Annotated in this window: 22 protein-coding genes; 12 read left to right on the top strand and 10 right to left on the bottom strand. The window is 67.0% G+C overall.

The genetic code is table 11. From position 1 onward, the window contains the following. The first annotated feature begins 15 nt into the window (after positions 1 to 15). On the top strand, positions 16 to 1,917 hold the full coding sequence (gene cobT / locus HLH29_RS03045) for a cobaltochelatase subunit CobT (RefSeq protein WP_182964540.1): 1,902 nt from the start codon (positions 16 to 18) through the stop codon (positions 1,915 to 1,917). Between the two features lie 68 nt (positions 1,918 to 1,985). Here cobT and HLH29_RS03050 read toward each other — a convergent pair whose 3' ends face one another. Next, positions 1,986 to 3,425 (bottom strand): pyridoxal phosphate-dependent decarboxylase family protein, encoded by a 1,440-nt coding sequence (locus HLH29_RS03050; RefSeq protein ID WP_182964541.1) that lies wholly within the window; start codon positions 3,423 to 3,425, stop codon positions 1,986 to 1,988. Between the two features lie 121 nt (positions 3,426 to 3,546). On the opposite strand from HLH29_RS03050, the gene HLH29_RS03055 reads away from it, so the two are divergent. Then, positions 3,547 to 4,344, top strand: a complete 798-nt coding sequence (locus HLH29_RS03055) for an alpha/beta fold hydrolase (protein ID WP_182964542.1) — start codon at positions 3,547 to 3,549, stop codon at positions 4,342 to 4,344. Positions 4,345 to 4,348: 4 nt separating this feature from the next. Here the strand turns inward: HLH29_RS03055 and HLH29_RS03060 are convergent, their stop codons facing one another. Next, complete coding sequence (locus HLH29_RS03060) at positions 4,349 to 5,338, bottom strand: bile acid:sodium symporter family protein (RefSeq protein WP_182964543.1); 990 nt, start codon at positions 5,336 to 5,338, stop codon at positions 4,349 to 4,351. 152 nt (positions 5,339 to 5,490) lie between these two features. Here HLH29_RS03060 and HLH29_RS03065 point away from each other — a divergent pair, with 152 nt between their 5' ends. The 3 genes from HLH29_RS03065 (at position 5,491) to HLH29_RS03075 (ending at position 7,851) form a co-directional block, all read left to right on the top strand. Beyond that, positions 5,491 to 6,426 carry a hypothetical protein gene (locus HLH29_RS03065; protein WP_246373706.1) on the top strand — a complete coding sequence of 312 codons (936 nt, stop codon included), beginning with the start codon at positions 5,491 to 5,493 and terminating at the stop codon, positions 6,424 to 6,426. A gap of 118 nt (positions 6,427 to 6,544) precedes the next feature. Then, the gene (locus tag HLH29_RS03070) at positions 6,545 to 7,141 is read left to right on the top strand and encodes a cupin domain-containing protein (RefSeq protein WP_182964544.1); all 597 of its coding nucleotides are present in this window, start codon (positions 6,545 to 6,547) and stop codon (positions 7,139 to 7,141) included. Next, the gene (locus HLH29_RS03075; RefSeq protein ID WP_182964545.1) at positions 7,138 to 7,851 is read left to right on the top strand and encodes an NADPH-dependent F420 reductase; all 714 of its coding nucleotides are present in this window, start codon (positions 7,138 to 7,140) and stop codon (positions 7,849 to 7,851) included. Before HLH29_RS03070 ends, HLH29_RS03075 begins: the two co-directional genes overlap by 4 nt. A gap of 48 nt (positions 7,852 to 7,899) precedes the next feature. Here HLH29_RS03075 and HLH29_RS03080 read toward each other — a convergent pair whose 3' ends face one another. Continuing rightward, complete coding sequence (locus HLH29_RS03080) at positions 7,900 to 8,445, bottom strand: HdeD family acid-resistance protein (protein WP_182964546.1); 546 nt, start codon at positions 8,443 to 8,445, stop codon at positions 7,900 to 7,902. Positions 8,446 to 8,781: 336 nt separating this feature from the next. On the opposite strand from HLH29_RS03080, the gene rpsD reads away from it, so the two are divergent. Both rpsD and HLH29_RS03090 read left to right on the top strand, forming a co-directional pair. Continuing rightward, positions 8,782 to 9,399: a 30S ribosomal protein S4 gene (gene rpsD, locus HLH29_RS03085; RefSeq protein ID WP_114726960.1), complete on the top strand. Its 618-nt coding sequence runs from the start codon at positions 8,782 to 8,784 to the stop codon at positions 9,397 to 9,399. 305 nt (positions 9,400 to 9,704) lie between these two features. Next, entirely contained in the window at positions 9,705 to 11,264 is a 1,560-nt protein-coding gene (locus HLH29_RS03090) for a GTP-binding protein (RefSeq protein WP_182964547.1), read from the top strand. Here the strand turns inward: HLH29_RS03090 and HLH29_RS03095 are convergent. Further along, positions 11,236 to 12,642, bottom strand: coding sequence for an MATE family efflux transporter (locus HLH29_RS03095; RefSeq protein ID WP_182964548.1), 1,407 nt, complete (start codon positions 12,640 to 12,642; stop codon positions 11,236 to 11,238). The two genes, HLH29_RS03090 and HLH29_RS03095, sit on opposite strands and share 29 nt — an antisense overlap. A gap of 124 nt (positions 12,643 to 12,766) precedes the next feature. On the opposite strand from HLH29_RS03095, the gene cysS reads away from it, so the two are divergent. Both cysS and HLH29_RS03105 read left to right on the top strand, forming a co-directional pair. Then, positions 12,767 to 14,128, top strand: a complete 1,362-nt coding sequence (gene cysS / locus HLH29_RS03100; protein ID WP_182964682.1) for a cysteine--tRNA ligase — start codon at positions 12,767 to 12,769, stop codon at positions 14,126 to 14,128. After that, positions 14,125 to 14,910 carry an RNA methyltransferase gene (locus tag HLH29_RS03105; RefSeq protein WP_182964549.1) on the top strand — a complete coding sequence of 262 codons (786 nt, stop codon included), beginning with the start codon at positions 14,125 to 14,127 and terminating at the stop codon, positions 14,908 to 14,910. Before cysS ends, HLH29_RS03105 begins: the two co-directional genes overlap by 4 nt. 55 nt (positions 14,911 to 14,965) lie before the next feature. On the opposite strand, the gene HLH29_RS03110 is transcribed toward HLH29_RS03105, so the two are convergent. Beyond that, positions 14,966 to 15,610 (bottom strand): DUF2239 family protein, encoded by a 645-nt coding sequence (locus HLH29_RS03110; RefSeq protein ID WP_182964550.1) that lies wholly within the window; start codon positions 15,608 to 15,610, stop codon positions 14,966 to 14,968. Positions 15,611 to 15,713: 103 nt separating this feature from the next. Between HLH29_RS03110 and HLH29_RS03115 the strand changes: the two genes are divergently transcribed. Next, complete coding sequence (locus HLH29_RS03115) at positions 15,714 to 16,049, top strand: GIY-YIG nuclease family protein (protein ID WP_182964551.1); 336 nt, start codon at positions 15,714 to 15,716, stop codon at positions 16,047 to 16,049. 144 nt (positions 16,050 to 16,193) lie between these two features. Continuing rightward, positions 16,194 to 17,534, top strand: a complete 1,341-nt coding sequence (locus HLH29_RS03120; RefSeq protein WP_182964552.1) for an MATE family efflux transporter — start codon at positions 16,194 to 16,196, stop codon at positions 17,532 to 17,534. 33 nt (positions 17,535 to 17,567) lie between these two features. On the opposite strand, the gene gltX is transcribed toward HLH29_RS03120, so the two are convergent. From gltX to HLH29_RS03140, 4 genes are all read right to left on the bottom strand, one after another. Beyond that, positions 17,568 to 18,899, bottom strand: coding sequence for a glutamate--tRNA ligase (gene gltX / locus HLH29_RS03125; protein WP_182964683.1), 1,332 nt, complete (start codon positions 18,897 to 18,899; stop codon positions 17,568 to 17,570). Positions 18,900 to 18,960: 61 nt separating this feature from the next. Beyond that, a complete protein-coding gene (locus HLH29_RS03130) occupies positions 18,961 to 19,353 on the bottom strand; it encodes a hypothetical protein (RefSeq protein WP_246373708.1) in 393 nt (130 codons plus the stop codon). A gap of 56 nt (positions 19,354 to 19,409) precedes the next feature. Beyond that, positions 19,410 to 20,591, bottom strand: a complete 1,182-nt coding sequence (locus HLH29_RS03135) for a nicotinate phosphoribosyltransferase (protein ID WP_182964553.1) — start codon at positions 20,589 to 20,591, stop codon at positions 19,410 to 19,412. Positions 20,592 to 20,613: 22 nt separating this feature from the next. Further along, positions 20,614 to 22,029, bottom strand: a complete 1,416-nt coding sequence (locus HLH29_RS03140; protein ID WP_182964554.1) for a class II 3-deoxy-7-phosphoheptulonate synthase — start codon at positions 22,027 to 22,029, stop codon at positions 20,614 to 20,616. A 363-nt stretch (positions 22,030 to 22,392) separates the two neighbouring features. Between HLH29_RS03140 and HLH29_RS03145 the strand changes: the two genes are divergently transcribed. Next, on the top strand, positions 22,393 to 22,761 hold the full coding sequence (locus tag HLH29_RS03145) for a hypothetical protein (RefSeq protein ID WP_182964555.1): 369 nt from the start codon (positions 22,393 to 22,395) through the stop codon (positions 22,759 to 22,761). Positions 22,762 to 22,834: 73 nt separating this feature from the next. On the opposite strand, the gene HLH29_RS03150 is transcribed toward HLH29_RS03145, so the two are convergent. Continuing rightward, positions 22,835 to 23,509: a DUF1028 domain-containing protein gene (locus tag HLH29_RS03150; protein ID WP_182964556.1), complete on the bottom strand. Its 675-nt coding sequence runs from the start codon at positions 23,507 to 23,509 to the stop codon at positions 22,835 to 22,837. Positions 23,510 to 23,532 lie beyond the last annotated feature (23 nt).

The raw sequence follows: 23,532 nt of genomic DNA on the forward strand, positions 1-23,532 counted from the left end.
TCGGCCGGCGCCGCCATGCGCGAACGTAAGAACGACATCCTGTCCGCCCGCCAGGCCGCCGCCGAACGGACGGACGCGTTCAAGCGCGCGACCGTCGGCGTGCTGCGCGCGCTGGGCGGCCGCGCGAACGCCGACGTAATCTTCCAGAGCGGCCCGATTCCCGCCGCCGCCGCCGTCAGCGGCGAGCATGTGCGCCTGCCCCAGCCGGGCGCAAACCTGCAGGAAGCCGATATCGACCGCGTCCGGGGTGCTGCCGACGCGGCGGCCCTGCGGCTGCGCCATCACGATGCCGCGCTGCATGCCGCCACCCGGCCCGAACCGGCCGATGCCCGCGCAGCCTACGAGGCACTGGAACAGGCCCGCGTGGAAAGCGTGGGCGCCCGCCACATGGCCGGCGTCGCCGCCAACCTGAAACATAAGCTCGAACGCGAATATCACGATTCCGGCTATGACCGTGCCGAACGGCGCGAGCAGATACCGCTGCCCGTCGCCCTGTCGCTGCTGGCGCGCGAGACACTGACCGGCGAACCGGTGCCCGACTCCATGCGCGCAATCGCCGACAAATGGCGCGAGCATCTGGGACCTTCCGCCCAGCGCGCATTGAAGGACATGGCGGCCACCCAGGACGACCAGCGGGCCTTCGCCCGGGCGGCGCGCCGCCTGCTGGTGGCCTGTGAACTGATCGAGGGCGAAGCCGAAATCGAGGAAGACGCGGAGGGCAGCGACAGCGCCTCGTCCGACGAATCCGAAGACCAGCCCTCCGAATCGCCCGAAGATCAGCAGCCGCAGAAACAGGAGGATGCGTCCGGACTGCAGGAGGACGAATCCGGCCTGCAACCTCAGCTGGCGCAGGGTACCGGCATGGGCGACGAGGATGCCGACGATGCCGAACCCGGCGAGGCCGCCGGGTCGGAGGAAGCCGGCGGCCCACGCGGCGCCGACAACCAGACGGAAGAGGACCCGTCGAACGCCTACCACGCCTTCACGACGCAGTTCGACGAAGAGATCGCGGCCGAGGATCTGTGCGACCCCGAGGAACTGAGCCGGCTGCGCCAGCAGCTCGACCAGCAATTGCTCAGCCTCCAAGGCGTGGTGTCGCGCCTGGCCAACCGCATGCAGCGCCGCCTGCTGGCCCAGCAGACCCGCGCGTGGGAATTCGACCTGGAGGAAGGCATCCTCGATGCCGGCCGCCTGTCGCGGATCGTGGTCAATCCCACCTTGTCGCTGTCCTACAAACACGAACGCGACACCGATTTCCGCGATACGGTGGTGACGCTGCTGATCGACAATTCGGGCTCGATGCGCGGCCGTCCCATCTCGGTGGCCGCGATGTGCGGCGACATCCTGGCCCGTACGCTGGAACGCTGCGCAGTGAAGGTCGAGGTGCTGGGCTTCACCACCCGGGCCTGGAAAGGCGGACAGAGCCGCGAGCGCTGGGTGGCACAGGGCAAGCCCCCCAATCCCGGCCGCCTGAACGATCTGCGGCATATCATCTACAAATCGGCCGACATGCCATGGCGCCGGGCGCGCAAGAATCTGGGCCTGATGCTGCGCGAAGGCCTGCTGAAGGAAAATATCGACGGCGAAGCCCTGCTCTGGGCATGGCGGCGCCTGCAAACGCGCCACGAAAGCCGGAAGATCCTGATGGTGATTTCCGACGGCGCTCCGGTCGATGACAGCACCCTGTCGGTCAATCCCGGCTCCTACCTGGAAACCCATCTGCGCCAGGTCATCGGCCAGATCGAAAGTCGCAGCGGCATCGAACTGGTAGCCATCGGCATCGGCCATGACGTGACACGCTATTACCGGCGCGCGGTCACGATATCGGACGCCGAGGAACTGGGCGGCACGATGATGCAGGAACTCTCCGACCTGTTCGACGAACGGGCCGCCACACCCACCCGCCGCCGCGCCTGAAAAGCGCGGCTGAGCCTGGCTGGAATGCACGCCGGCGGCGATCCGACGCGCGTATTCCAGTCAGGCTCTTATTTTGCCAATGTTTCCAGCCGGTCCGCCAGCAGCCGCAGCAGCGCGTCAACCATGGCATCGACATCCGCCGCCACCGTGCGGTGGTTGACGATGGCCGCCCGAATCGCGCGCACGCCGTCCACCATGGTGGTGGATGGCGCGGCGACACCCGATTCGTGCAGATCCTTCACCAGCTCGCCGTTCAGCAAGTCCAGATCCACACCCGGCACACACACGCGGAAGCACACGATATTCAGCCCCACCGGCGCCAGACGCTCCAGCAGTGGCTCCCGGTCCACGCGCCGCGCCAGATGCTGCGCCACGGCACAGCATTCATCGACCATCAGGCCCATCCGGTCGGTGCCGTAGGTGCCCAGCGTCATCCACACCTTGAGCGCGCGAAAACCGCGTGAGAGGTCCGGCCCCAGATCGCAGAACCAGGGCGCGTTGCCCGCCAGGCCCCGATCCTCGCGCGACAGATAGGCCAGGGACTGCGCGAATGCCGCCGCCTGCCGCCCCGGCGTGCGGACCAGGATGCAGCCGGCATCATAGGGAACCTGCGCCCATTTATGGAAATCGAACGCCACACTGTCCGCCCGCTCCAGCCCTTGCAGGGCCGGACGGTGCGTCGGCGACAGCATGGCCAGCGCGCCGAACGCCCCATCGACATGGAACCAGAGCCCCTCTGCCGCCGCGATCTCCGCGATCGTGTCCAGATCGTCGATCGCGCCCGTATCGACGGTGCCGGCGGTGCCGATGACGATAAACGGCTCCAGCCCCGCCGCGCGGTCGGCCGCAATGGCCGCCCGCAATGCCGCCAGATCCATGCGATGTTCCGAATCCACCGGCAGCACGCGCAGCGCATCCGTCCCAAGCCCCGTCAGGTCGAACGCGCGGGCAATACAGCCATGGGCGGTCGCGGCGGCGTAACCGACCAGCTTTCGCCCCCCCACACCCTGCCGACGCAGCGCCAGCCCGTCGCGCGCCGCCCGGCTGGCGGTCACGACCGCGATCATGTTCGCCATCGACGATCCGGTGACCAGCAGCCCGGTGGCATCGTCGGGGAACCCCATGATCCGCGCCGCCCAGCCGATCACCGCACGCTCGATCTCGACCGGCGCATGGTCACGGCCGCCGCAATTGGCATTCAGGCCGCCGGCCAGCAATTCGGCCAGCATGCCGACCCCGGTACCACCACCATGGACCCAGCCCATGAAGCCCGGATGCGTGTTGCCGGTGGCATAGGGCGCAATCGACGCGCGAAACCGCTCGTAGAGAATATCAGGCGACGTCGGGCCCGACGGCAGGGTATCATGCAGCGCGTCGCGAACCGCATCGGGCATCGGGCGCCAGACCGGTCCATCCCGCAGAGTCGCCAGCCGGTCGACCATGTCGTCGATCATCCGGTGGCCGAGACGACGCAGATCGTCCCAATTGTCGGGGTCCAGACCGGTCATGGGCGCGTCCGTTTCCTTTATTGGCGATCGGCAGGCTGGCCAGTCGCACGGTTCTGTCCAATAATTTGATGCGTGCCTATATGTGTGCCATCGGGCGCATCAAGTCTTCAATGGAACCTGCATGTTCTTCGGCAAACTCGAATTGACGGAAGTGGCGTGGGGCGACAGCCCGCGCCGGGCCAGGCTGGGGGGACAAGGCAAGCTGCTGGTCCTGCTGCACGGCCAGATGCAAAGCCACGCAGCCTGGCATGCCATCGCGCCCGACCTGGCCCGCACCCACACCGTGCTGTGTCCGGACCTGCCGCGCGACCTGGATTTCCGGCGCCAGGCAGAGGAATTGCTGCGCCTGGCGTCGGATCTGGGGCACGAGCATCTAGCCGTGGCGGGACATGGCACGGGCGGCCACATCGCCGCCTATGCCGCCTGGCTGGCGCCGGAGCGGGTGACCCATCTGGCCGAGATCGAATGCATCCCCTCGCCGGGCCATCAGGGGCGCGCCGATCTGGCCTTCGAACTGTCGCGCTACAGCAGTTGCTGGTTCGCCCAGCTTCATCCCAAGCCCGAATCGGCCACGATGGCGGTGCCCGAGGAATGGACCCGCCCGGCACCGCATTCCGTGGCACCGTTCAGCCGCTCGGCGGTGGCCGACTATCTGGAAACCATGCCGGCGGGCGAGACCCCGGGGGCGAACGGCCATCATCGCATCCCCCCCTATCCCGGGGATTTGCGCATAGCCTGCCCGCTGCTGGTGGTCTGGTCCCGCGACGGGCGGCTGGGCGGCTGGTACAACCCCGCCGATCTGTGGCGCCCTTACGCGACCGGCCCGCTCAACCAGGCCGAAATCGCGTGCGGCTATTATATCCCCGAGGAGCAGCCCCAGGCGCTTCTGGACGCGCTGAGCGCGTTCCTGACGTCCTGACGCGTCAGGACGCCTTCGGCAGCGCCTCGGGCTCGTCTTGCCGGCGCGCCCAGGCGGCGGCATAGCGCCGGGCCAGCACCGCGCAGACAAAGAGCTGGACCTGGTGGAAGATCATCAGCGGCAGCACCACCAGGCCGACGGTGGCGGGCGGAAACAGCACGTTCGCCATCGGCACGCCCGAGGCCAGGGTCTTCTTGGAACCGCAGAACACGATCGCGACTTCGTCCTCCCGTGGGAAGCCAAGGGCGCGGCTGCCGAATGTGGTGATCACCAGCACACAGGCCAGCAGGATACTGTCCGCCAGCAGGATCAACCCGATCTGCGAGAGCGGCATCTTGTGCCACAGCCCCTGGACCACCGCCTCGCTGAAGGCGGTATAGACCACGATCAGGATCGACCCCCGGTCGGTCATGGACAGCAGGCGCTTGTTGCGATGCGCCCATTTACCCAGCCACGGCTGCAGCACCTGCCCCAGCACGAAGGGCAGCAGCAATTGCAGCATGATGGCCACGACACCGCCCGAGCCCGATGCCGCGCCATGGCGCTCCAGCACCAGCCCGGTCAGGATCGGCGTGATGAAGATGCCCAGGATATTGGACGTGGTCGCCGCACAGACGGCAGCCGGCACATTGCCCCGCGCGATCGAGGTAAAGGCGATCGAGGACTGCACGGTCGAGGGCAGGCAGCACAGGAACAGGATGCCCAGCCAGACCGACGGATGCAGCATGTTGGGAAACAGCGCATGCAGGCCCAGGCCCAGCAGCGGAAACAGCGCGAAGGTGCACAGCAGGATGGCCAGGTGCAGCCGCCAGTTCACGATGCCGCCCATCACGGCCTGGCGCGACAGGCGCGCACCCTGCATGAAGAACATCACGGCAATGACCGCGATCGCCAGGTCCTGGAAGATCGGCACGGCGGCGCCGTGACAGGGCAGGATGGTGGCGATGATGACGGTACAGATAAGGCTGATCAGAAACGGATCGGGCTTGAGCATCGGAAACATTCCGCTGGCGGTGGAGTGAAGACGAACTGGCGCGCACCATGAACCGGCGCGATGTTTGCCGAAACATCGCAGCCTGCCTCGCCTCGGTCACGATCCCGTGCCAAGGAAGGGCGGTATAAGATCGCAATTCCCGGGGCAAGTCGATGACCATGCGCATTCCCGTTCTGCCGGCTCTTTTCGGCGCCGTTCTGGCAATGAACTGTTCCGGCGCTCATGCCGCCCCCCTGCCGCCGGCCTGTGCCGTCGGCGGGGCCGGCAGCCTGTCGGCCTCACCGACCGAGGCCACGGCCCGCAATTATGTCCTGCGTTTCTCACCCGGCACGGACGCCCCGTCGCTGCATGCCGCATCGGTCACGGTCAGCGGCGCCGGCGGCAGCGCGCGCGACATGCGCGATATTCTGGACGCCGCATCGGTGGTGCTGCTGGGCGCGCTGGTCAATCACCATGGCGCCGGCTGCACGGCGGATTATTTCCTCGCGACGCTCCAGCCGATCCTGGCAGGGCTCCAGACCGGGCAAACTTACGATATTTCCTGGTCGTCGCCGGTCGCCCAGACCGGCGCGAAACAGATCCGCTTCGGCGCCCTGCACCTGCACCTGGCGGGCGGCAGCGGGGCCCAGCCCATCGCGGTTTCGCTGGACTTGGGCGGCGCCGGCATGACCGGCGACACCGTGCTGGCATCGCTGCTGCCCCAGGACGCGCGGTCGGATTTCTCCCTGCCGGCACAGGCGCTCGGCCCCCTGCTGGCCGCCACCGCCGGCCGGCCGGCCCGTAGCGTGGCGGTACCGGTCACAATCCGGACATTACGCGCCCGTCGTGGCGACATGCAGCTCGAAGGCAGCGGCTCGGCGGAACTGACCGGCAGCCCCGACGCAGCGTCCGCCACCGGCCATATGAGCATGCGCAACCTGCCCGAACTGATCGAGACCCTGCGCGCCGCCGGCCAGACCCGTCCGGCCGCCGCCCTGATCATGGCCAACCTGGTCGGGCACCATGCCGATGCCGCCGATACGTCGTGGGACGTCGAATGGGCGGGCGGCATCCTGACCGTCAACCACATCCCGCTGCCCCTGCGCTGAATACAGGCTGAACACGGCGATACCGGCCGCGAGCGGTTCATAAACTGCTTTTCACTGTTCGCCCGTTTCGGGGACGGGACATACTGGCGCCTCCAACCGCCGCTGGAGGATACCGGACATGACCGTCTCGCGACGCGCTTTCCAGACCTTCCTCGCCGGAATCGGCCTGTCGCTGGCCGGGACCGACATTTGCGCCGCCGGCGCCGCAGATCATGACGTCGAGTCCTTCATGCTGCCGCGCAACGACTGGGTGCCCAACAACGACCATCTGCCGGTACTCTATTACCGCAACGTGCTGGCGCTGCCGGTCCATGACCCGGCTTCGGCGTTCGAGGACCTGTTCACGGCCAATGGCTGGCCGCCCCAATGGCGCTGGGGCGTCTATGATTTCCACCATTTCCATTCCACGGCGCACGAGGTGCTGGGCGTCGCCTCAGGTTCGGCGCGCCTGATGCTGGGCGGCCCCGGCGGCCGGGTCGTCGATGTCCGCGCCGGTGACGTCGTGCTGCTGCCCGCCGGCACCGGCCATCGCAACCTGGGATCGGATGACGATTTCCTGGTCGTCGGCGCCTATCCGCCCGACCAGCATTTCGACCTGCGCCGCGGCGCGCTGTCAGCCGAGGAGCTTGCACGGATGAACCATGTTCCCTTCCCCGCCAACGACCCGGCAAAAGGCGCCGGCGGCCCTCTGACCGCCCTGTGGCATCAGGCATGAATCGCCCCGTGCACCGCCGCACGCTCCTCGCCGGCGTCTGCGCCCTGCTCCCCGCCCGCCTTGCCGTGGCGGCGCAACCCTTGCGGATCGGCACCATCGGGGCCGGCCATGTCGGCAGCACCCTGGCCGGCCTGTGGCTGCGCGCCGGCCATCCGGTCATGCTCTCGGCCAGCGATATCGGCTCGGCCCGCTCGGCGGCCGAGGCGCTGGGCGCAAACGCCCAGGCCGGCACGCCACAGGATGCCGCCCGGTTCGGCGATGTCGTCCTGCTGGCCGTCCCTTACGGCGCCCTGCCCGGTCTCGGCGCCAGCCTGCACGGCGTGCTGGCTGGCAAGATCGTGATCGATGCCTGCAACCCCTACCCGTGGCGCGACGGCGACATCGCCCGCACGGCCAGGCAGCAGGGCGCGGGCATCCTCACCCAATCCCTCTTTCCCGGCGCCCACGTCGTCCGTGCCTTCAATTCCGAGGACATGTCGACCATCCAGGCCGAGGCCCATCGCACGCCGCCACTACTCGGCATTCCCTATGCCGGTGACGATCCGGCGTCCATGCGCACCGTGGGCGGCCTGATTGCCGAGGCCGGGTTCGACCCGGTCGCGGTCGGCCCGCTGGCCACCGCGCGCCTGTTCCAGCCCGGCTCCAACGGGTTCGAAGCCAATCTGACGGCACCGGAACTGCGCACCCGCCTCGGCCTGCCCCGTACATGAAAACGGGGGGGCAGGCCCCCCGTTTCCGTCCCCGTGGACCGGCTCCTTTCAGGGACCGGTCAGCGCGTTCGCCCGGCGCAGCCCGAGGCCGAACTGGACCCAGCCCACTCCGGCGGCGATCAGCTCCACCGCAATGAAGATGCCGATCAGCCACAATCCCGACCAGGGCAGCGTCAGATACAGGCACACGCCAACCAGCAGGCTGATCAGCCCGGCGCCCAGGATGATCCACCAGCCGTTCAGCTCGCGGTGGCGCGCCGCGATCAGCATGCGCATGGTCCCCGACACGATCAGACAGGCGGCGATGAACAGGGTCAGCACGACCGAACCGGTGACAGGTTCGTACATCAGCGAGAAGCCACCGAGGACATAGAGCGCGCCGCCCAGTAGCGACAGGACAAAGCCGCCCCAGTCGCGCACCGCGAAGGCATGGAACAGTTGCGCCCCACCCGCGATCACCAGCACGATGCCGATAATGACGGTGCTGGCCAGGGTGACGGAAATCGCATCGATCCAGGCGACGACGCCCAGCGCGATGGACAGCAGGCCCAGCAGGACAAACAGTCCCCAGCGCTGCGTGAACGGGGTGGCCATGACCTCTCCTCGATGCCAGAAACAGAAGATATTCCGGAGTATACGGACTTCCCGCCCCGCGGCACCGGCTTTTTTCGCCCGCCCGGTCCGCGCATGGCCGGCATCCGCACCGCCGCCCATCCGGTTGACAGGCCGGGGCCGGACCGCCTATACGCCAGCCCCACTGCCGGGAACGTGGACGGACCGGCCGGTGCCTGATCGGGTGATTGCTCCCCGGCGCCGGTAATGCGGTTCGCGCCCGCCCTGTTCATGCGGAACAGGGCCTACCGGTGCAATACAGGGCGGTGGCCGGCCTTCGGGCCATGATGCCGCCCACCGACTATGAAAGACCGCGCGATGAGCAAGCGCCTCGAGAGCAAGTACAAAATCAACCGCCGCCTTGGCGTCAACCTGTGGGGCCGCGCGAAGTCGCCGGTCAACAAGCGGGAATACGGCCCCGGCCAGCATGGCCAGCGCCGCAAGCAGAAGCCGTCGGACTTCTCGGTCCAGCTGATGGCGAAGCAGAAGCTGAAGGGCTATTACGGCAACATCAGCGAGAAGCAGTTCCGCAAGTATTATGACGAGGCCGTGCGCCGCAAGGGCGACACCTCCGAGAACCTGATCGACCTGCTGGAGCGCCGGCTGGACGCGGTCGTCTATCGCCTGAAGTTCGCGATGACGCCGTTCGCCGCCCGCCAGTTCGTCAGCCATGGCCACATCACGGTCAACGGCCGCAAGGTCAACATCCCGTCCTTCCTGGTGCGCGATGGCGACGTGATCGAGGTCCGCGAGAAGTCCAAGCAGCTCGCCATCGTCCTCGACGCGGCCCAGAGCGGCGAGCGTGACGTGCCGGAATATGTGGAAGTCGATCACCGCCAGATGAAGGGCCGCTTCGTGCGCGCGCCGAAGCTGTCGGACGTTCCCTACCCGGTGCAGATGGAACCGAACCTGGTCATCGAGTTCTACTCGCGCTGATCCGGTCTTCCAGACCAACGACCGCGGCGCCGGGCGTGGGGACCCCCCCACGCCCGGCGTCCGCATTTTAAGCCGGGTCGGACAGGCGCGCTGGCGGCGATCCGACGCGCGTTTCCTGTGCTCCGGTGCTCACGGCCGTCAAGGCCGCTCCGCTCCGGTGCTCGGAAACGCACGACGGGCGTGCCGCTGCGCGGCACTCTCGCTCACCAGACCGCCTGTCCGGCCCGGCTTACCGATTATAGTTATTGGCTGACGCAACAGCCCGCCGGCCTTGCCCGATTCCACAGCCCGCATGGGATTTTGCCGTGAACGCCGAGCCCTCTTCCGAACTCGCCCCGACCATCGCCCGCGAAATCGCCCGGCGGCGCACCTTCGCCATCATCTCGCATCCTGACGCGGGCAAGACCACGCTGACCGAACGCATCCTGCGGGCGGGCGGCGCGATCCAGATGGCGGGCAATGTGCGGGCCAAGGGCGAACGCCGCCGCACCCGGTCGGACTGGATGGGCATCGAGCGCGATCGCGGCATCTCGGTCGTCACCTCGGTGATGACGTTCGAATATGGCGGCTGCATCTTCAACCTGCTCGACACGCCGGGCCACGAGGATTTCTCGGAAGATACCTACCGCACCCTGACGGCCGTGGACTCCGCGGTGATGGTGATCGACGCCGCCAAGGGCATCGAGGACCGGACCCGCAAGCTGTTCGAGATCTGCCGCCTGCGCGATATCCCGATCGTCACCTTCATCAACAAGATGGACCGCGAGGCGCAGGACCCGTTCACGCTGCTCGACGAAATCTCGTCCGCGCTGGCGCTCGACACCGCGCCGGCCACCTGGCCCGTCGGCCGCGCCGCGCAGTTCGCCGGCACCTACGATCTGCGCACGCGCCAGCTTCATGTATCGCCCCCCTTGGATCAGTCGGACCCGCGCATGGTGCAACTGGCCGAGGAGCTGGAACTGGCCGAGGCCGCCCTGCCGACCTTCGACCGCGAGAGCTTCAATGCCGGGCACCTCACGCCCGTCTTCTTCGGCAGCGCGATGAAGGAAATCGGCGTGACCGACCTGCTGGACGCGCTGGTGGCCTTCGGCCCGCCGCCCCGCGACCAGGCGACCGAAAACCGCACCGTCCGCGCGGACGAGACCGGCCTGACCGCCCTGGTCTTCAAGATCCAGGCCAACATGGACCCCAACCATCGCGACCGCATGGCCTTCGCGCGGATCTGCTCCGGCCGGCTGGAACGCGGCATGCGGCTCAAGCACACCCGCACCGGCAAGCAGTTCGCCCTGCACACGCCGCAATTCTTCTTCGCCCGCGACCGCCAGCTGGCCGAGGAAGCCTTCGCCGGCGACGTGGTGGGCATCCCCAATCACGGCACGCTGCGCATCGGCGACACGCTGACCGAGGGCGAAGACCTGCGCTTTACCGGCGTGCCCCATTTCGCGCCGGAAATCCTGCGCCGCGTCCGGCTGGACGACGCGATGAAGGCCAAGAAACTGCGCCAGGCCCTGACCGAACTGGCCGAGGAAGGCGTGGTCCAGCTCTTCCGCCCGCAGGACGGCGCCCCGCCCATCGTCGGCGTGGTCGGCACGCTCCAGCTCGACGTGCTTCAAGCCCGTCTGGCCGGGGAATACGGGGTGAGCATCGGCTTCGAATCCACCCCCTACAATCTCGCGCGCTGGGTGGTGGGCGACAAGGCGAAGCTGGAACTGTTCTCCATGGCCAACCGCTCTGCCATGGCGGACGATCTGGACGGCGATCCGGTCTTCCTCGCCGGCTCGGCCTTCATGATGCGCCGCACGGCCGAGATGAACCCCGACCTGACCTTCCACGACATCAAGCAGATCGGCGTGGAATCCCGCTGATCTCCGCCTCGGGCGGCATCCCTGCCGCCCGCAGGCCCTTCCCCAACGAGTAAACAACCCGCGCCGCCAGCAGCAGTGCCACGACCACCAGCGCCGTCGCGATGCCGCCCCATAGCCCCATCACGCCAAACCCGCAGCGGAAGGCCAGCCAGTTGGCCAGCGGGAAGCCGACACCCCAATAGCCGGCGATCGCCAGCATCATCGGCACCATGGCATCCCCCCGCCCGCGCAGCACACCCACCAGCACCGCCTGCGCCCCGTCGGCCACCTGAAAGATCGCCGCCAGCAGCAGCGCCGCTGTCGCGATCCGCGCACTGTCCGCATTGCCCGGCACCGACGGGTCCAGATAGAAGCCCACGATCCGCGCTCGGAACAGATAGATCAGGCAACCCACCACCCCCATGCCGGTGATCGCGGTCCCCACCGCCACCCGCGCCGCACGGCGCACCCGCTCCGGCCGCTCGGCCCCGGTCCAATAGGCCACCCGCACATTCGCGGCCTGCCCCAGCGCCATGGTCACCATGTAGGTGGTGGCGGTCACGCTCAGCACGATCTGGAACGCCGCCAGCGCATGCGGCCCCAGCGTCGCCGCCTGTAATCCGGTGACCTCGAACAGCATGATCTCGGCCCCCGCCGCCGCAAACATCGGCAGCCCCAGCCGCAGAAGCACCGCCATGTCGGCCGCACGCGGCCGCAGGGGCCACAGCAGCAGCCGCAGATGCGGCCGGGAATGCACCATCGCCAGCAGGACCAGCGCACTGCCCCACATGGTCAGCGCCGTGGCCAGCGCCGACCCGCGCAGCCCCATCGCCGGCAGGCCGAACCATCCGTGGATCAGCGCCGCGTTCAGCACGCCATTCACCACAGCCACCACCGGCATCACCCGCAGCAGGATAATCTGCGCATCCAGCGCCGGCAGCACCACTTCCACCACCCCGGTGCCGATCAGTGCCGGCGGAACACCCCACATCAGGGTATGGGTAAAGGACGAGACCGGCCCGACAAAGGATTCGGGCTGGTGCATCAGCCGCAGCAAGGCCCCCGCTTGATGCAGGATCGCCAGGCACGGCAGGCACAGCAGCAACGCCATCACCAGCAGCATGGCATGGATCGGCGCAATGCATTCCCGGTCCCCTCGCCCACGCGCCTGGGCGATCAGCACCCCGCCCGCCCCCAGCATCGCCTGCAACACCGCAAGGACGGTAAAGAACAGCGTCGTGGACAGGCCGCCAATGGCCAGCGCATCCGCCCCCAGCCCGCCCAGCAGCACGCTGTCGGTCACGCCCATGGCCATCTGCGCAATCTGCGCCAGGGCAATGGGGGCCGCGACACGCAGCAGGAGACGAAGTTCCGATTTGGGCAGGGCTGGGTCCGACATGGCCGCATCCAGAGCAGATCGGCCCCGGAAAGGCCAGATGCGACACGCTGCATCCCTCTATTCGGCCGCCGCCACACATAAGGGTGTTGCGTCCGCCCCGTCCCTGTCGCATCTAGGCGCCATCATGCCCGATTCCATGCCGCAACTGACCCTGCACGACAGCAGCAGCCGCACGACGGTTCCCTTCGCGCCCCTCGATCCGGGGAATGTACGGGTCTATTATTGCGGTCCAACGGTCTATGACCTGGCGCATATCGGCAATCTGCGGGCCATGATCACCGCCGATATCCTGGTGCGCCTGCTGCGGCACCTGTATCCGCGCGTCACCTATGTCCGCAACATCACCGACGTCGACGACAAGATCAACGCCCGCGCCCACGCGAACGGCGAGACGATCGACAGCCTGACCACACGCACGATCCGCGATTTCCACGCCGACCTGGCCGCCGTCGGCGTCCTGCCGCCGGATGTCGAACCCCGCGCCACCCATCATATCGGCGAAATGATCACGCTGATCGAGCGCCTGATTGCCAGCGGCCACGCCTACGAGGCCCAGGGCCACGTCCTCTTCGCCGTTGCCCACTTCCCCGATTACGGCAAACTGTCCGGCCGCTCGCCCGACGACCTGCTGGCCGGCGCCCGGGTCGAGGTCGCGCCCTACAAGCGCGACGCCGGCGATTTCGTGCTCTGGAAGCCGTCGGCACCCGGCCTGCCGGGCTGGGAAAGCCCCTGGGGCCGGGGCCGGCCGGGCTGGCATATCGAATGCTCGGCCATGTCGCACCGTTATCTGGGCGAGAGCTTCGACATCCATGGCGGCGGCAGCGACCTGCTGTTCCCCCACCATGAGAACGAGCGAGCGCAGAGCCAGTGCTGCTTCCCGCACAGCCGCTTCGCCAACCACTGGGTGCATAACGCGATGCTGCTGGTGAATGGCGAGAAGATGTCCAAATCCCTGGGCAACTTCCTGACCATCCGCGACGTGCTGTCCGACACCCCGGCCGAAGCCCTGCGCCTGCTGCTGCTGCACGCCCAATACCGGTCGGTGCTGAACTTCACCCGCACCGGGCTGGACGAGGCGAAACAGACGCTGAACCGCTTCTATCGCGCCATCGGCGACCTGCCCCTCGACGAGACCGATCCGGTCCCAGACGAGGTTCTGGCCGCGATGTGCGACGACCTCAACACGCCGCGCGCCCTGGCCGGGATGCATGCCCTGGCCGACCGCGCCCTGGCCGGCGACCACGCCGCCGCACGCGGCCTGCGCGCATCCGGCCGCCTTCTGGGCCTGCTGGGCCAGTCGTCCGATGCCTGGTTCCGCGCCGGCGCCGGCGTCGACGAAACGGAGATCGACACCCTGATCGCCGAACGCCTCGCCGCCCGCAAATCGCGCGACTTCGCCCGCGCCGACGCCATCCGCGACGACCTCGCGGCACGCGGCATCCTGCTGGAAGACAGCCCTACCGGCACCATCTGGAGGCGCGCATGACCGGGCGTGACGGCGGGGCCGATATCGGCCCGATCGGCAACAGCCCGGTCGTTATCCTCGTGCGCCCGCAGATGGCCGAGAATATCGGCACCACGGCGCGCGCCATGGCCAATGGCGGCCTGTTCCATATGCGCCTGGTCGCCCCGCGCGACGGCTGGCCGCTGGAACGCGCCTGGCGCGCCGCCTCCGGCGCCGACCGGATTCTGGACGCCGCAACGGTGCATGAAACCGTCGATGACGCGGTGGCCGACCTGCACCATGTCTTCGCCACCTGCCCCCGCCCCCGCCATATCGTCAAGACGGTCTTGACCGCGCGCGGCGGCGCTGCCGAACTGCGGCAGATGAGCAGCCGCGGCCTGCGCACCGGCCTGATGTTCGGCCCCGAGCGCGCCGGGCTGGACAACGAGGACATGGCCCGCGCCGACGCCCTGATCCGCTACCCGCTGAACCCCGCCTTCATGTCGCTGAACCTGGCTCAGGCGGTCATGATCATGGCCTATGAATGGTGGATGGCCGAAGACGCCACCCCGCCGCGCACGCTGATGACCAACGAAACCCATGTCGCCACCAAGGGCGAACTGGACAATTTCATGCGCAACCTGGTCGGCCAGCTCGACGAATGCGGCTTCCTGCGCAACGAGCAGAAGCGCCCCGGCATGGTCCGCAACCTGCGCCATTTCTTCACCCGCGGCGAAGTCACGGAACAGGAACTCCGCACCCTGCACGGCGTGGTGACGGAACTGGCCCGCGGGCGCAAAGCACGGGCGACCGGCCGGGGATAGGACAGGGGACAGGGGACAGGACAATGGCCTGCTTCGATGCCTCCTGCCTCCCTGCTTATGTTTTGCCATCTTCCGGAAGATCGGCTCCGCCGAGGTTCGCCTGCGCGAGCTTCAAGGCATAAGCCCTCACGTCGGCTGGCCATACGCCCATACGGTCGGCGAAGGTATCGCCGTCTCCTGAAAACAAGGCGCGTATCACTTCTTCGAACCCGGGAAGATCGCCGGCCAACGCCGACAAGAAACGATACGCCCGCTCGCGGGCAACCCTATCCCGGTTTCGTCCGCCATCGGCACGGCGCGCATCGTCGATGAGACGACGCAATGCCTGAGAGGCCCCTCCAGCTTGTGTTCCAAGCCACTCCCAATGGCGAGGAAGAAGCGTCACCTCGCGGGCGACCACGCCCAATTTCGGGCGCCCGCGCGATCGCGCGAACGTCGCGCCGTCAGGCCGATCGTGCGTTCCGGATTCAGGTAATCCACCTCCGCCCTGGCGGGTCAGCCGTGCGACAATCTCCGCAGTGCTCCCCCGAAGATCGAAATCGATTACAGCGCCCGATGCATCGTCAAACGTCAGGATGGGACCATGCGTCCCGGCCGTAGCGGCGGCCCTGACCGCAAGTGCCACGTCGATCAGCGCTCCACTGGCGAGCTGCCGGGTGCCATCGAAGGCGGTACAGGGGATTGAGAGATATTCCGACATATCCTGATTTTATTAATGGGTAAAAATAAGTCAATATACCCGGGTGATATTGTCTCCATCTTCACGCTGCGCTAACAACGCTTTCAAAGCGAGGATGGCGCGGATGAAGGGAAAAGAGCGAAAGGCGGCAATAGCCGCGTACAAAGAACGAAAGGTCGAGGCTGGCATCTACGCCGTCCGCTGCTCTGTGACCGGTCAGGTGTGGGTGGGCAGCGCGCCCGATCTTTCCACTATTCAGAACCGGCTCTGGTTCACTCTCAGGCATGGGTCCAACACGCACCGAACGCTTCAGCAGGCGTGGACCATCCACGGCAGTGACGCCTTTACCTTCGATATCGTCGAACGACTTGAGGATGACGATCCCGGCTATGTCCGAAATGTCGCGCTCAAGAAACGTCAAGAACGATGGCAGGACCAGCTCCAGGCTATGCGCATATGAGTTTGGCAGATCAAACGGCAATCTGCGCAGCGAACCTTTCCCGATGGACGTTCATCCGATGCGTCTCGACCCCCTCTTTCATCCCCAGGCTGACAATTGGCTGTCGGCACGGGGATGGGCCTTGCAGGACGAAGGTTTGTCGACATGCGTGATCTGACGCAAGGCTCCATTCCTCGGCTTCTTGCCGGCATGGCAGGCTTCATCGGTTTCGGCCTGGTCGTCCAGACCATGTATCTGGTTGTCGATCTCTACTTCGTGGCACAACTCGGAGGGCAGGCAGTTGCGGGAGTGGCGACGGGTGGGAGCGTGCTGCTCTTCGTCATGGCCCTGAGCCAGGCCGTGTCGGTGGGCGCACTGTCTCTGATCTCGCGCGCGATCGGCGGCAAGGACGCTGCCGAGGCTCAGACCGTGTTCGAACAGGCCATGAGCATGGCGCTTACCGCCGCCGTCGCAACGCTTCTGATCGGCTATCTTGCGGGTGGTCGGTTCATGGCCGTGCTGTCGGCCGACGATGCCACTAGAATGGCGGCACGCGCGTATCTGTTCGCTTCCCTACCCTCGTTGGCGTTGATGTTCCCAACTGCCGCACTCGGGTCGGTGTTGAGGGCGAGCGGCATCGTCGCGGCACCGATGCTGCTTCAGTCCGCAACCGTATTCCTCAACATCGCACTCGCTCCCGTCCTGATCGCGGGATGGGGCACGAATCATCCGCTCGGCACCGCGGGCGCTGGCTTGGCGACTTCAATTGCAACGATCATCGGCACGATAATCCTGATCGTCCTTTTCGGCAGGCTTGAGATGGCGCTTCGGATGAAAGTGGCGGCGCCTCGGTTCGCGGCATGGCGGCGGATTGCGGCGATCGGCCTGCCCTCATCCGGTGAGTTCCTGCTGATGTTCGTGATCTCGGGCGTGATCTATTGGGCGCTACGTCGCTTCGGACCCGACGCGCAAGCGGGATTCGGCATCGGTTCGCGCATAATGCAGGCGATCTTCCTGCCGGCGATGGCCGTGGCTTTCGCCGCCGCTCCGATCGCCGGACAAAATCACGGTGCGGGCCGGGCGGATCGCGTTCGCGCAACATTCCACACCGCTGTGCTGATCAGCAGCGGGATCATGCTGGCGCTGACGCTGTTATGCCAGCTCAATCCGGAGCTGCTGGTTCTGGTCTTCACGCGCAAATCGGCCGTCGTCGCCGTGGCTTCAGAATATCTTCGTATCGTGTCCTGGAATTTCGTCGCAATGGGGCTGGTCTATAGCTGCTCGGCGATATTTCAGGGTTTCGGCAACACCGGCCCAGCATTCGCCGCCAGCGCCAGTCGCCTCGCCACCTTCGTCCTGCCCACTCTCCTGTTCGCTCGTTGGCCGCAGGCAACGCTCCACGACCTGTGGCGGCTCTCGAACGTCTCGATCATTATCCAGGCATTGATAAGCCTGCTGTTGCTGCGTCGCGCGTTCCGGCCCCGAGGGGCGCCGAGAATTCCGTAATTGAACGGATCGGCGCCAGCCCCCCGACTGCCATTACCGCGCCGCGATCCGCAGCCGCTCCGCCACCCGCGCATGGCCCATCAGCGGCAACAGGTCACGCATCTCCGGCCCCTTCTCCTCGCCGGTCAGGGCCACGCGCAGCGGGTGGAACAGCGCCTTGCCGCTACGGCCACTTGCAGCCCGGATCGTACCGGTCCATGTCTTCCAGGTCTCGGAATCCCACGGATCATTGGGCAGCAGCGACAGGGCCTGCAGCAGATACGCGCCCTCCTCGTCCTGCACCGGCGGGACAATCGTGCCGGCAACCACATCCCACCAGTGGCGCAGTTCCGACAGCAGGTCGACATTGCCGCGCACGGCCAACCAGAACGCCTCGGTGGCCCCCTCGGGCAGCAGATCGCGCATCTCGGCAAACGGCTTCTGATGCATGACCTTGCGGTTCAGCGCCAGCAACTGCCGCATGTCGAACCGCGCGGCCGAACGCGAGACACGGCGGACATCATAACTGGCGGCCAGTTCCTCGAAGGAGAGCGGCGCCGGATCGTCCGAACTGCCCAGCCGCGCCAGATAGGACACGACGGCGCCGGGATCGATCCCATCCTGCCGCAGGGCACGCAGCGACAACCCGTCGAAGCGCTTGGACAGCTTCCCCCCCGCCTCGTCCAGCAGCAGCGGCAGATGTGCGAAGGTGAAGCGACCCGGCCGGGCGCCCAGCGCCTCGGCAATGTCGATCTGCACGCCGGTATTGGTCAGATGGTCCTCGCCACGCAGGATATGCGTCACGCCGGTTTCCAGGTCATCCACCACCGATGCCAGCGTATACAGCACCGTGCCATCGGCCCGGACCAGCACCGGATCGGAAATGGAAGGCAGCTTGACCTGCGACCGGCCCATGACTAGGTCGTCCCACGCCACCATCCCGTCGGACAGGCGGAAGCGCCAGTACGGCACCTTGCCGTTCGCCTCGGCCTGGGCACGCTGCTCGGCCGTCATGCGCAGCATCGCGCGGTCATAGACCGGGGGCTTGCGCATGCGGATGCGCGCCTCGCGCTTGGCGGCCAGTTCCAGCTCGCTCTCGAAGCACGGATACAGGCGGCCGCTATCCTTCAGCGTCTCGATCGCCGCCGCATAGCGGTCCAGCCGGTCCGACTGGCGAAACGTCTCATCCCAGTTGATGCCCAACCATGTCAGGTCGGTGCGCAGCGCATCGGCATACTCCTCGCGCGAGCGCTCGCGGTCGGTATCGTCGATGCGCAACTGGAACGTGGCGCCATGGCGGCGCGCATACAGGGCGTTGGCAATCGCCTGACGGGCGTTGCCGACATGGATCAGGCCCGTCGGGCTGGGCGCGAAGCGGAGTTTCATGCCGCCTATATGCGTCGGGCGCGCCGGAAAGACCAGCCGGAACGCCGCCGCCACCTATCCCTTATTCGTCGTCGGCGTCCTCGTCATCCTCGACCAGCCGGCGCGGATCGAGCGCCCGCCAGTCCCGCTCCATCGGCGTGGCCGGATTGGCGGTGAAATCGTCCAGTTCGTTCGCCGAGCGCCAGCCCTCATCGCCCACATCCAGGATCTCGGCATCCTCGCCGAATGACAGCCAGGATTGCAGCACCTCGCGCGGCGAGGCACCGGGCACGCGGCACCGTTCGATACTGTCACGGACATAGGCCCGCGCGAAGGCATTGGCATGGGACAGATCGACGAAGCCGCCGACATCCTCGACGATTCCATCCTCGGCGCCGCCCGACAGATCCAGAATCCGGACGCGCCAGCCCGATTCGTCCGCCGTGGAATCGGAAATGGGGGGAGTATCGGTCAAATGCGGAATTCCCTGTGATGATGCCCGCACGGGCATGCCCCGGCGGGAGAGTGGGATCAAGTGCCGGCAGCAGCCCGGGCACCCGCGCGGCGCAGCAGGAACTCACGGCCGATCTTCACGCGCGCTTCGCCGTCATACGACACGATGTCGGCGGTGGCATAGGTCTCCGACCAGCGATCGGGAATGAAGGAGCCGGTACCCACAACGTCGATCGGCGCATGCGCATCGGCCATCGCCAGGCATTTCTCGACGTTGAAGCCCGACGAGACGATGATCCGCACCCGGGGAAAGCCGGCCTCGTCCAGCGCCTCGCGCATGCGCCAGATCGCGGCGGCCGAAACGCCGGTGCCCACCAGATTGCGCAATTCGGTCTCGGACCGGTAGCGCCGGATGGTGCCGGGCGTGTTGCGCTCCAGCGCGGCGTAGGACAATTGCGGGTCCAACCCCTCCAGAAACCGCCCGCCATGGGTATCCAGCCGCACCGCCAGCCGTCCCGCCGCCGCCAGTTCCGGAAAGGCGCGGCACACCGCCAGCCCATCCGTGATCTCCCGCCCGAAATAATCCGTCAGGACCACAAGGTCGGATTCGGGAAATGCCTCGTGGAACATCTCGGCCGCACGCAGGGTCGATCCCGCATAGCCGATCAGGGCATGGGGCATGGTGCCCAGTCCGGCCGACTGGCCGAAAAAGCCCGCCGTGGCATCGTTGGCCCCGCCGACGAACCCCAGGGCCCCCTCGTTCCGGGCCGCCAGGCTGCCGACCGAGGCGGCATAGGCCATCTGTTCCTGCATCTCGAAGCCCGCGCAGTGCCGGGCCTCCATGGCCAGAAAACGCACCTTCGGCAGCGCCATCGCCATCTGGTAGGCATTCAGCGCCGCCACGCAGGGCGGCCCCAGCTTCTGCAGCAGCAGCGTCTCCAGGTCGGCCAGCGCGGCGAACGAGCCGGTGATATAGACCAGCGGCTCCCCCGCCCCGACCCAGGCCCCCTCGGGAAACATCACTTCATGCGTCAGGGTAATCCCCCGCGCGCGCGCCACATTGTCCAGCCACTCGGTCATCAGCCGCGTCGCGGACAGGACCGGGCGGCGGACGAACAGGGCATATGTCACCCGCTGGTCGCCGAAGCGGGTGACGATGTCGCGCGTCCGGTTGAAATAGGCATCGGTCCGGGCCCGGATGGTCGCGTCATCCAGCGCCTGATATGGACCGAATGCCGTAGAAGACTGGACTGCCGACATCGTTCCTCCGAGGATCTTCCCGTTACGCGGCCTCCGTGCCCTTCGTCCCGGACCCGCCGCGCAGGCGTGCCGTCAGTTCCTCGGCCAGCAGGAATGCCATCTCCAGCGACTGCTCGGCATTCAGCCTCGGGTCGCAGAAGGTCTCATACCGCTCACCAAGATCGGCCTCCGTCAAGCGGTGGGCACCGCCCACGCACTCCGTCACGTTCTGCCCGGTCATCTCGACATGCACCCCGCCAGGGTGGGCGTTTTCGGCCTGGAACACGTCAAAAAAGCCGCGAATCTCGGTCAAAATCGCCTCGAACGAGCGGGTCTTGATCTTGTTGACGGTCGAGATCGTGTTGCCGTGCATCGGATCACACAACCACGTGACCGTGCGCCCCGAGGCCACGACCTTGCGCAGCAGCGCCGGCAGATGCCGCCCCACGCCCTCGGCCCCCATGCGCGAGATCAGCGAGATCCGGCCCGGCTCGTCCTTCGGGTTCAGGATCTCCAGCAGCCGCTCCAGATCCTCGATCGTCGTCGTCGGCCCCACCTTGATGCCGATCGGGTTGCGCACCCCGCGCAGGAACTCGACATGCGCGCCATCCGGCTGGCGGGTGCGATCACCGATCCAGACGAAATGCGCCGAGCAGTCGTACCACTCGCCCGTCGTGGAATCGACGCGCGTCAGCGCCTGCTCATAGGGCAGCAGCAGCGCCTCGTGCGAGGTATAGAACTCGGTCTCGTCCAGTTGGCGGGTGGTCGCGCCATTCACGCCGCACGCCGCCATGAAGGCCAGCGTCTCGTCGATCCGCTCGGCCAGCACGCCATAGCGCTGGGCCAGGGGCGAACGCTCGACAAAGCCCAGGTTCCAGCGATGCACCTGATGCAGGTTGGCATAGCCGCCGCCGGCGAAGGCCCGCAGCAGGTTCATCACGCCGGCCGACTGGAAATAGCCGGTTTCCATGCGCACCGGGTCGGGAATCCGCGCCTCGGGCGTGAACGCGGCGCCGTTGATGATGTCGCCGCGATAGGACGGCAGGCTGACGCCATCGATCGTCTCGCTGTCCGACGAACGGGGCTTGGCGTACTGGCCGGCCATGCGGCCGATCTTCACCACCGGCACCTTGGCGCCGAAGGTCAGCACCACCGACATCTGCAACAGCACGCGGAACGTGTCGCGGACGATGTCGGCGGTGAATTCGCTGAAGCTCTCGGCACACGCGCCGCCCTGCAGCACGAAGGCCTTGCCCTGCGACGCGGCGGCCAGACTGGCCTTCAGCCGCCTCGCCTCGCCAGCAAAGACCAGCGGCGGATATCGGCGCAGCCGTTCCTCGACCGCCCCAAGGGCGGCCGCGTCGGGATAGGACGGAACCTGACGGATGGGAAACGACCGCCAGCTTTCCGGCGTCCAGGCCTGCCGGGAAGATTTGTCGTGGCTGTGCGTCGCACTCATGGTCGCTTCCTAAAATTCCTCTGATCGTCCGGTCGCGACATCCCAGCGATGCGCGCCGCCATCTTCCCCAGCCCGCACCCCGATGGCCGGCCTTGCAAAGGGGCAGCCTTTATGTCGAAAATCGTCCCTGAACGCAAAGACGATCATCGCCCGCCAGCGATCGCACGACATATTCGTGCGCCGGGCCTTCGGATGCGTCGCTTTTCGTGCCTGCCTGCCATGTTTTTCAGGCGTGCAACGATACATCGCAATCGGCTAGACCCGGCTGACACAGGGACGCTTCGACACGATAGCGGTACGGGGGCCTTAACGGGCCACGGCACACATGACATGCTGCGTTCCATATAAATGGAAGGATTCCCCATGCCGGCCACGTTCCGCACCCGCCTGCTTCCGCTCCTGGCCGGCTTCTGCCTGCTTGCCGGCCCCGCACTTGCCGCCCCCGGAGACGCCACGAACAAGCGCCAGCCCGCGCAGGAAGAGGGTGTCGAAGCCCAGCACGGCGAAGACATGACCGTCCAGGGCCGCCGCAGTCTGCCGCCCGGATATCAGGACGCCCCGTCGATGGACATGACCCACGGGCCCGACCCGGACCACGAGGCCAACGTCCATCGCGACTCCGTCACCGGCACCGACCTCTCGCGCTTCGGCAGCGCCTATCAGAGCAGCAGCCCCTACGGCCAGGGCCAGCTTGGCGACGCCACCGGCAACGGCTGGGTCACGCCGCGCTGAGCCGCCCGGTTACACGCGGATTCTTCCGACGGGTGAAGGCTTGCCCTCACCCGCAATCTGCTACCGCTACAGGCTATTCATCACCTGGCACGCCATAGGATGGCGAGGTGGCAGGATCGATCGCCCGCAACGTATAATCGCGTGCCTGAGGTGCCCAAAGCGACCAGAGCGCCTGTAGGCGGTCGATCGGCCGCTCGTCCCAATCCACCCGCAGGTCCGTCAGCGGCCAGGCATGGGCATCGACGACCAGCAGACCCGCGGACCGGATCGGTCCTGCCTCCCCCCCAGCCGCCAGCCCGGCCTGCATCGCTTCCAGCAGGCGCTGCCCCAGTTCCTGCCCGGTGTCACCGCCGGCAAAGGCATCACGCATCGCCACGGGTACATCTGCTTCCGCCAGCAGATTGCCCGCGCACGCAACGTTGTGCCCTTTCGCCGACCCGTGGATGCCCAGGGTCTGCGCCCCGGACCACACGTCCGTATCGCCCGTCACGTCGATGACCGAAAGCTGACGGTATGCGGCAAGGCGGCTCCGGGTGAGAATCGCCACACATTCCCCTGCCGACGCGCCACGCTCCAGAAGATCCAGGCCACGCGGCCCCAGCGTGGGGTCGGTGATGTTCTGCGTGGCGACGGCGCCGACCCCCGCCCGGGCAAAGGCGCACCGGCTGGCGACGGCGGGGGATGACGATGCGACAGCCAGACCGAACTGACCGGTCCGCGCGCAGCGGGCAACGATGGAAAACGTCATGGTACAATTCCTGTCCGGTGGAC

This window comes from Gluconacetobacter tumulicola (assembly GCF_014174215.1).
Lineage (GTDB): Bacteria > Pseudomonadota > Alphaproteobacteria > Acetobacterales > Acetobacteraceae > Gluconacetobacter > Gluconacetobacter tumulicola.

What these genes read in the sequence shown, in the direction of transcription:
- cobT (WP_182964540.1), top strand. Translation starts at nt 16, where the DNA reads ATGCGCGAACGTAAGAACGACATCCTGTCCGCCCGCCAGGCCGCCGCC.
- HLH29_RS03050 (WP_182964541.1), bottom strand. Translation starts at nt 3,425, where the DNA reads ATGACCGGTCTGGACCCCGACAATTGGGACGATCTGCGTCGTCTCGGC.
- HLH29_RS03055 (WP_182964542.1), top strand. Translation starts at nt 3,547, where the DNA reads ATGTTCTTCGGCAAACTCGAATTGACGGAAGTGGCGTGGGGCGACAGC.
- HLH29_RS03060 (WP_182964543.1), bottom strand. Translation starts at nt 5,338, where the DNA reads ATGCTCAAGCCCGATCCGTTTCTGATCAGCCTTATCTGTACCGTCATC.
- HLH29_RS03065 (WP_246373706.1), top strand. Translation starts at nt 5,491, where the DNA reads ATGACCATGCGCATTCCCGTTCTGCCGGCTCTTTTCGGCGCCGTTCTG.
- HLH29_RS03070 (WP_182964544.1), top strand. Translation starts at nt 6,545, where the DNA reads ATGACCGTCTCGCGACGCGCTTTCCAGACCTTCCTCGCCGGAATCGGC.
- HLH29_RS03075 (WP_182964545.1), top strand. Translation starts at nt 7,138, where the DNA reads ATGAATCGCCCCGTGCACCGCCGCACGCTCCTCGCCGGCGTCTGCGCC.
- HLH29_RS03080 (WP_182964546.1), bottom strand. Translation starts at nt 8,445, where the DNA reads ATGGCCACCCCGTTCACGCAGCGCTGGGGACTGTTTGTCCTGCTGGGC.
- rpsD (WP_114726960.1), top strand. Translation starts at nt 8,782, where the DNA reads ATGAGCAAGCGCCTCGAGAGCAAGTACAAAATCAACCGCCGCCTTGGC.
- HLH29_RS03095 (WP_182964548.1), bottom strand. Translation starts at nt 12,642, where the DNA reads ATGTCGGACCCAGCCCTGCCCAAATCGGAACTTCGTCTCCTGCTGCGT.
- cysS (WP_182964682.1), top strand. Translation starts at nt 12,767, where the DNA reads ATGCCCGATTCCATGCCGCAACTGACCCTGCACGACAGCAGCAGCCGC.
- HLH29_RS03105 (WP_182964549.1), top strand. Translation starts at nt 14,125, where the DNA reads ATGACCGGGCGTGACGGCGGGGCCGATATCGGCCCGATCGGCAACAGC.
- HLH29_RS03110 (WP_182964550.1), bottom strand. Translation starts at nt 15,610, where the DNA reads ATGTCGGAATATCTCTCAATCCCCTGTACCGCCTTCGATGGCACCCGG.
- HLH29_RS03115 (WP_182964551.1), top strand. Translation starts at nt 15,714, where the DNA reads ATGAAGGGAAAAGAGCGAAAGGCGGCAATAGCCGCGTACAAAGAACGA.
- HLH29_RS03120 (WP_182964552.1), top strand. Translation starts at nt 16,194, where the DNA reads ATGCGTGATCTGACGCAAGGCTCCATTCCTCGGCTTCTTGCCGGCATG.
- gltX (WP_182964683.1), bottom strand. Translation starts at nt 18,899, where the DNA reads ATGAAACTCCGCTTCGCGCCCAGCCCGACGGGCCTGATCCATGTCGGC.
- HLH29_RS03135 (WP_182964553.1), bottom strand. Translation starts at nt 20,591, where the DNA reads ATGTCGGCAGTCCAGTCTTCTACGGCATTCGGTCCATATCAGGCGCTG.
- HLH29_RS03140 (WP_182964554.1), bottom strand. Translation starts at nt 22,029, where the DNA reads ATGAGTGCGACGCACAGCCACGACAAATCTTCCCGGCAGGCCTGGACG.
- HLH29_RS03145 (WP_182964555.1), top strand. Translation starts at nt 22,393, where the DNA reads ATGCCGGCCACGTTCCGCACCCGCCTGCTTCCGCTCCTGGCCGGCTTC.
- HLH29_RS03150 (WP_182964556.1), bottom strand. Translation starts at nt 23,509, where the DNA reads ATGACGTTTTCCATCGTTGCCCGCTGCGCGCGGACCGGTCAGTTCGGT.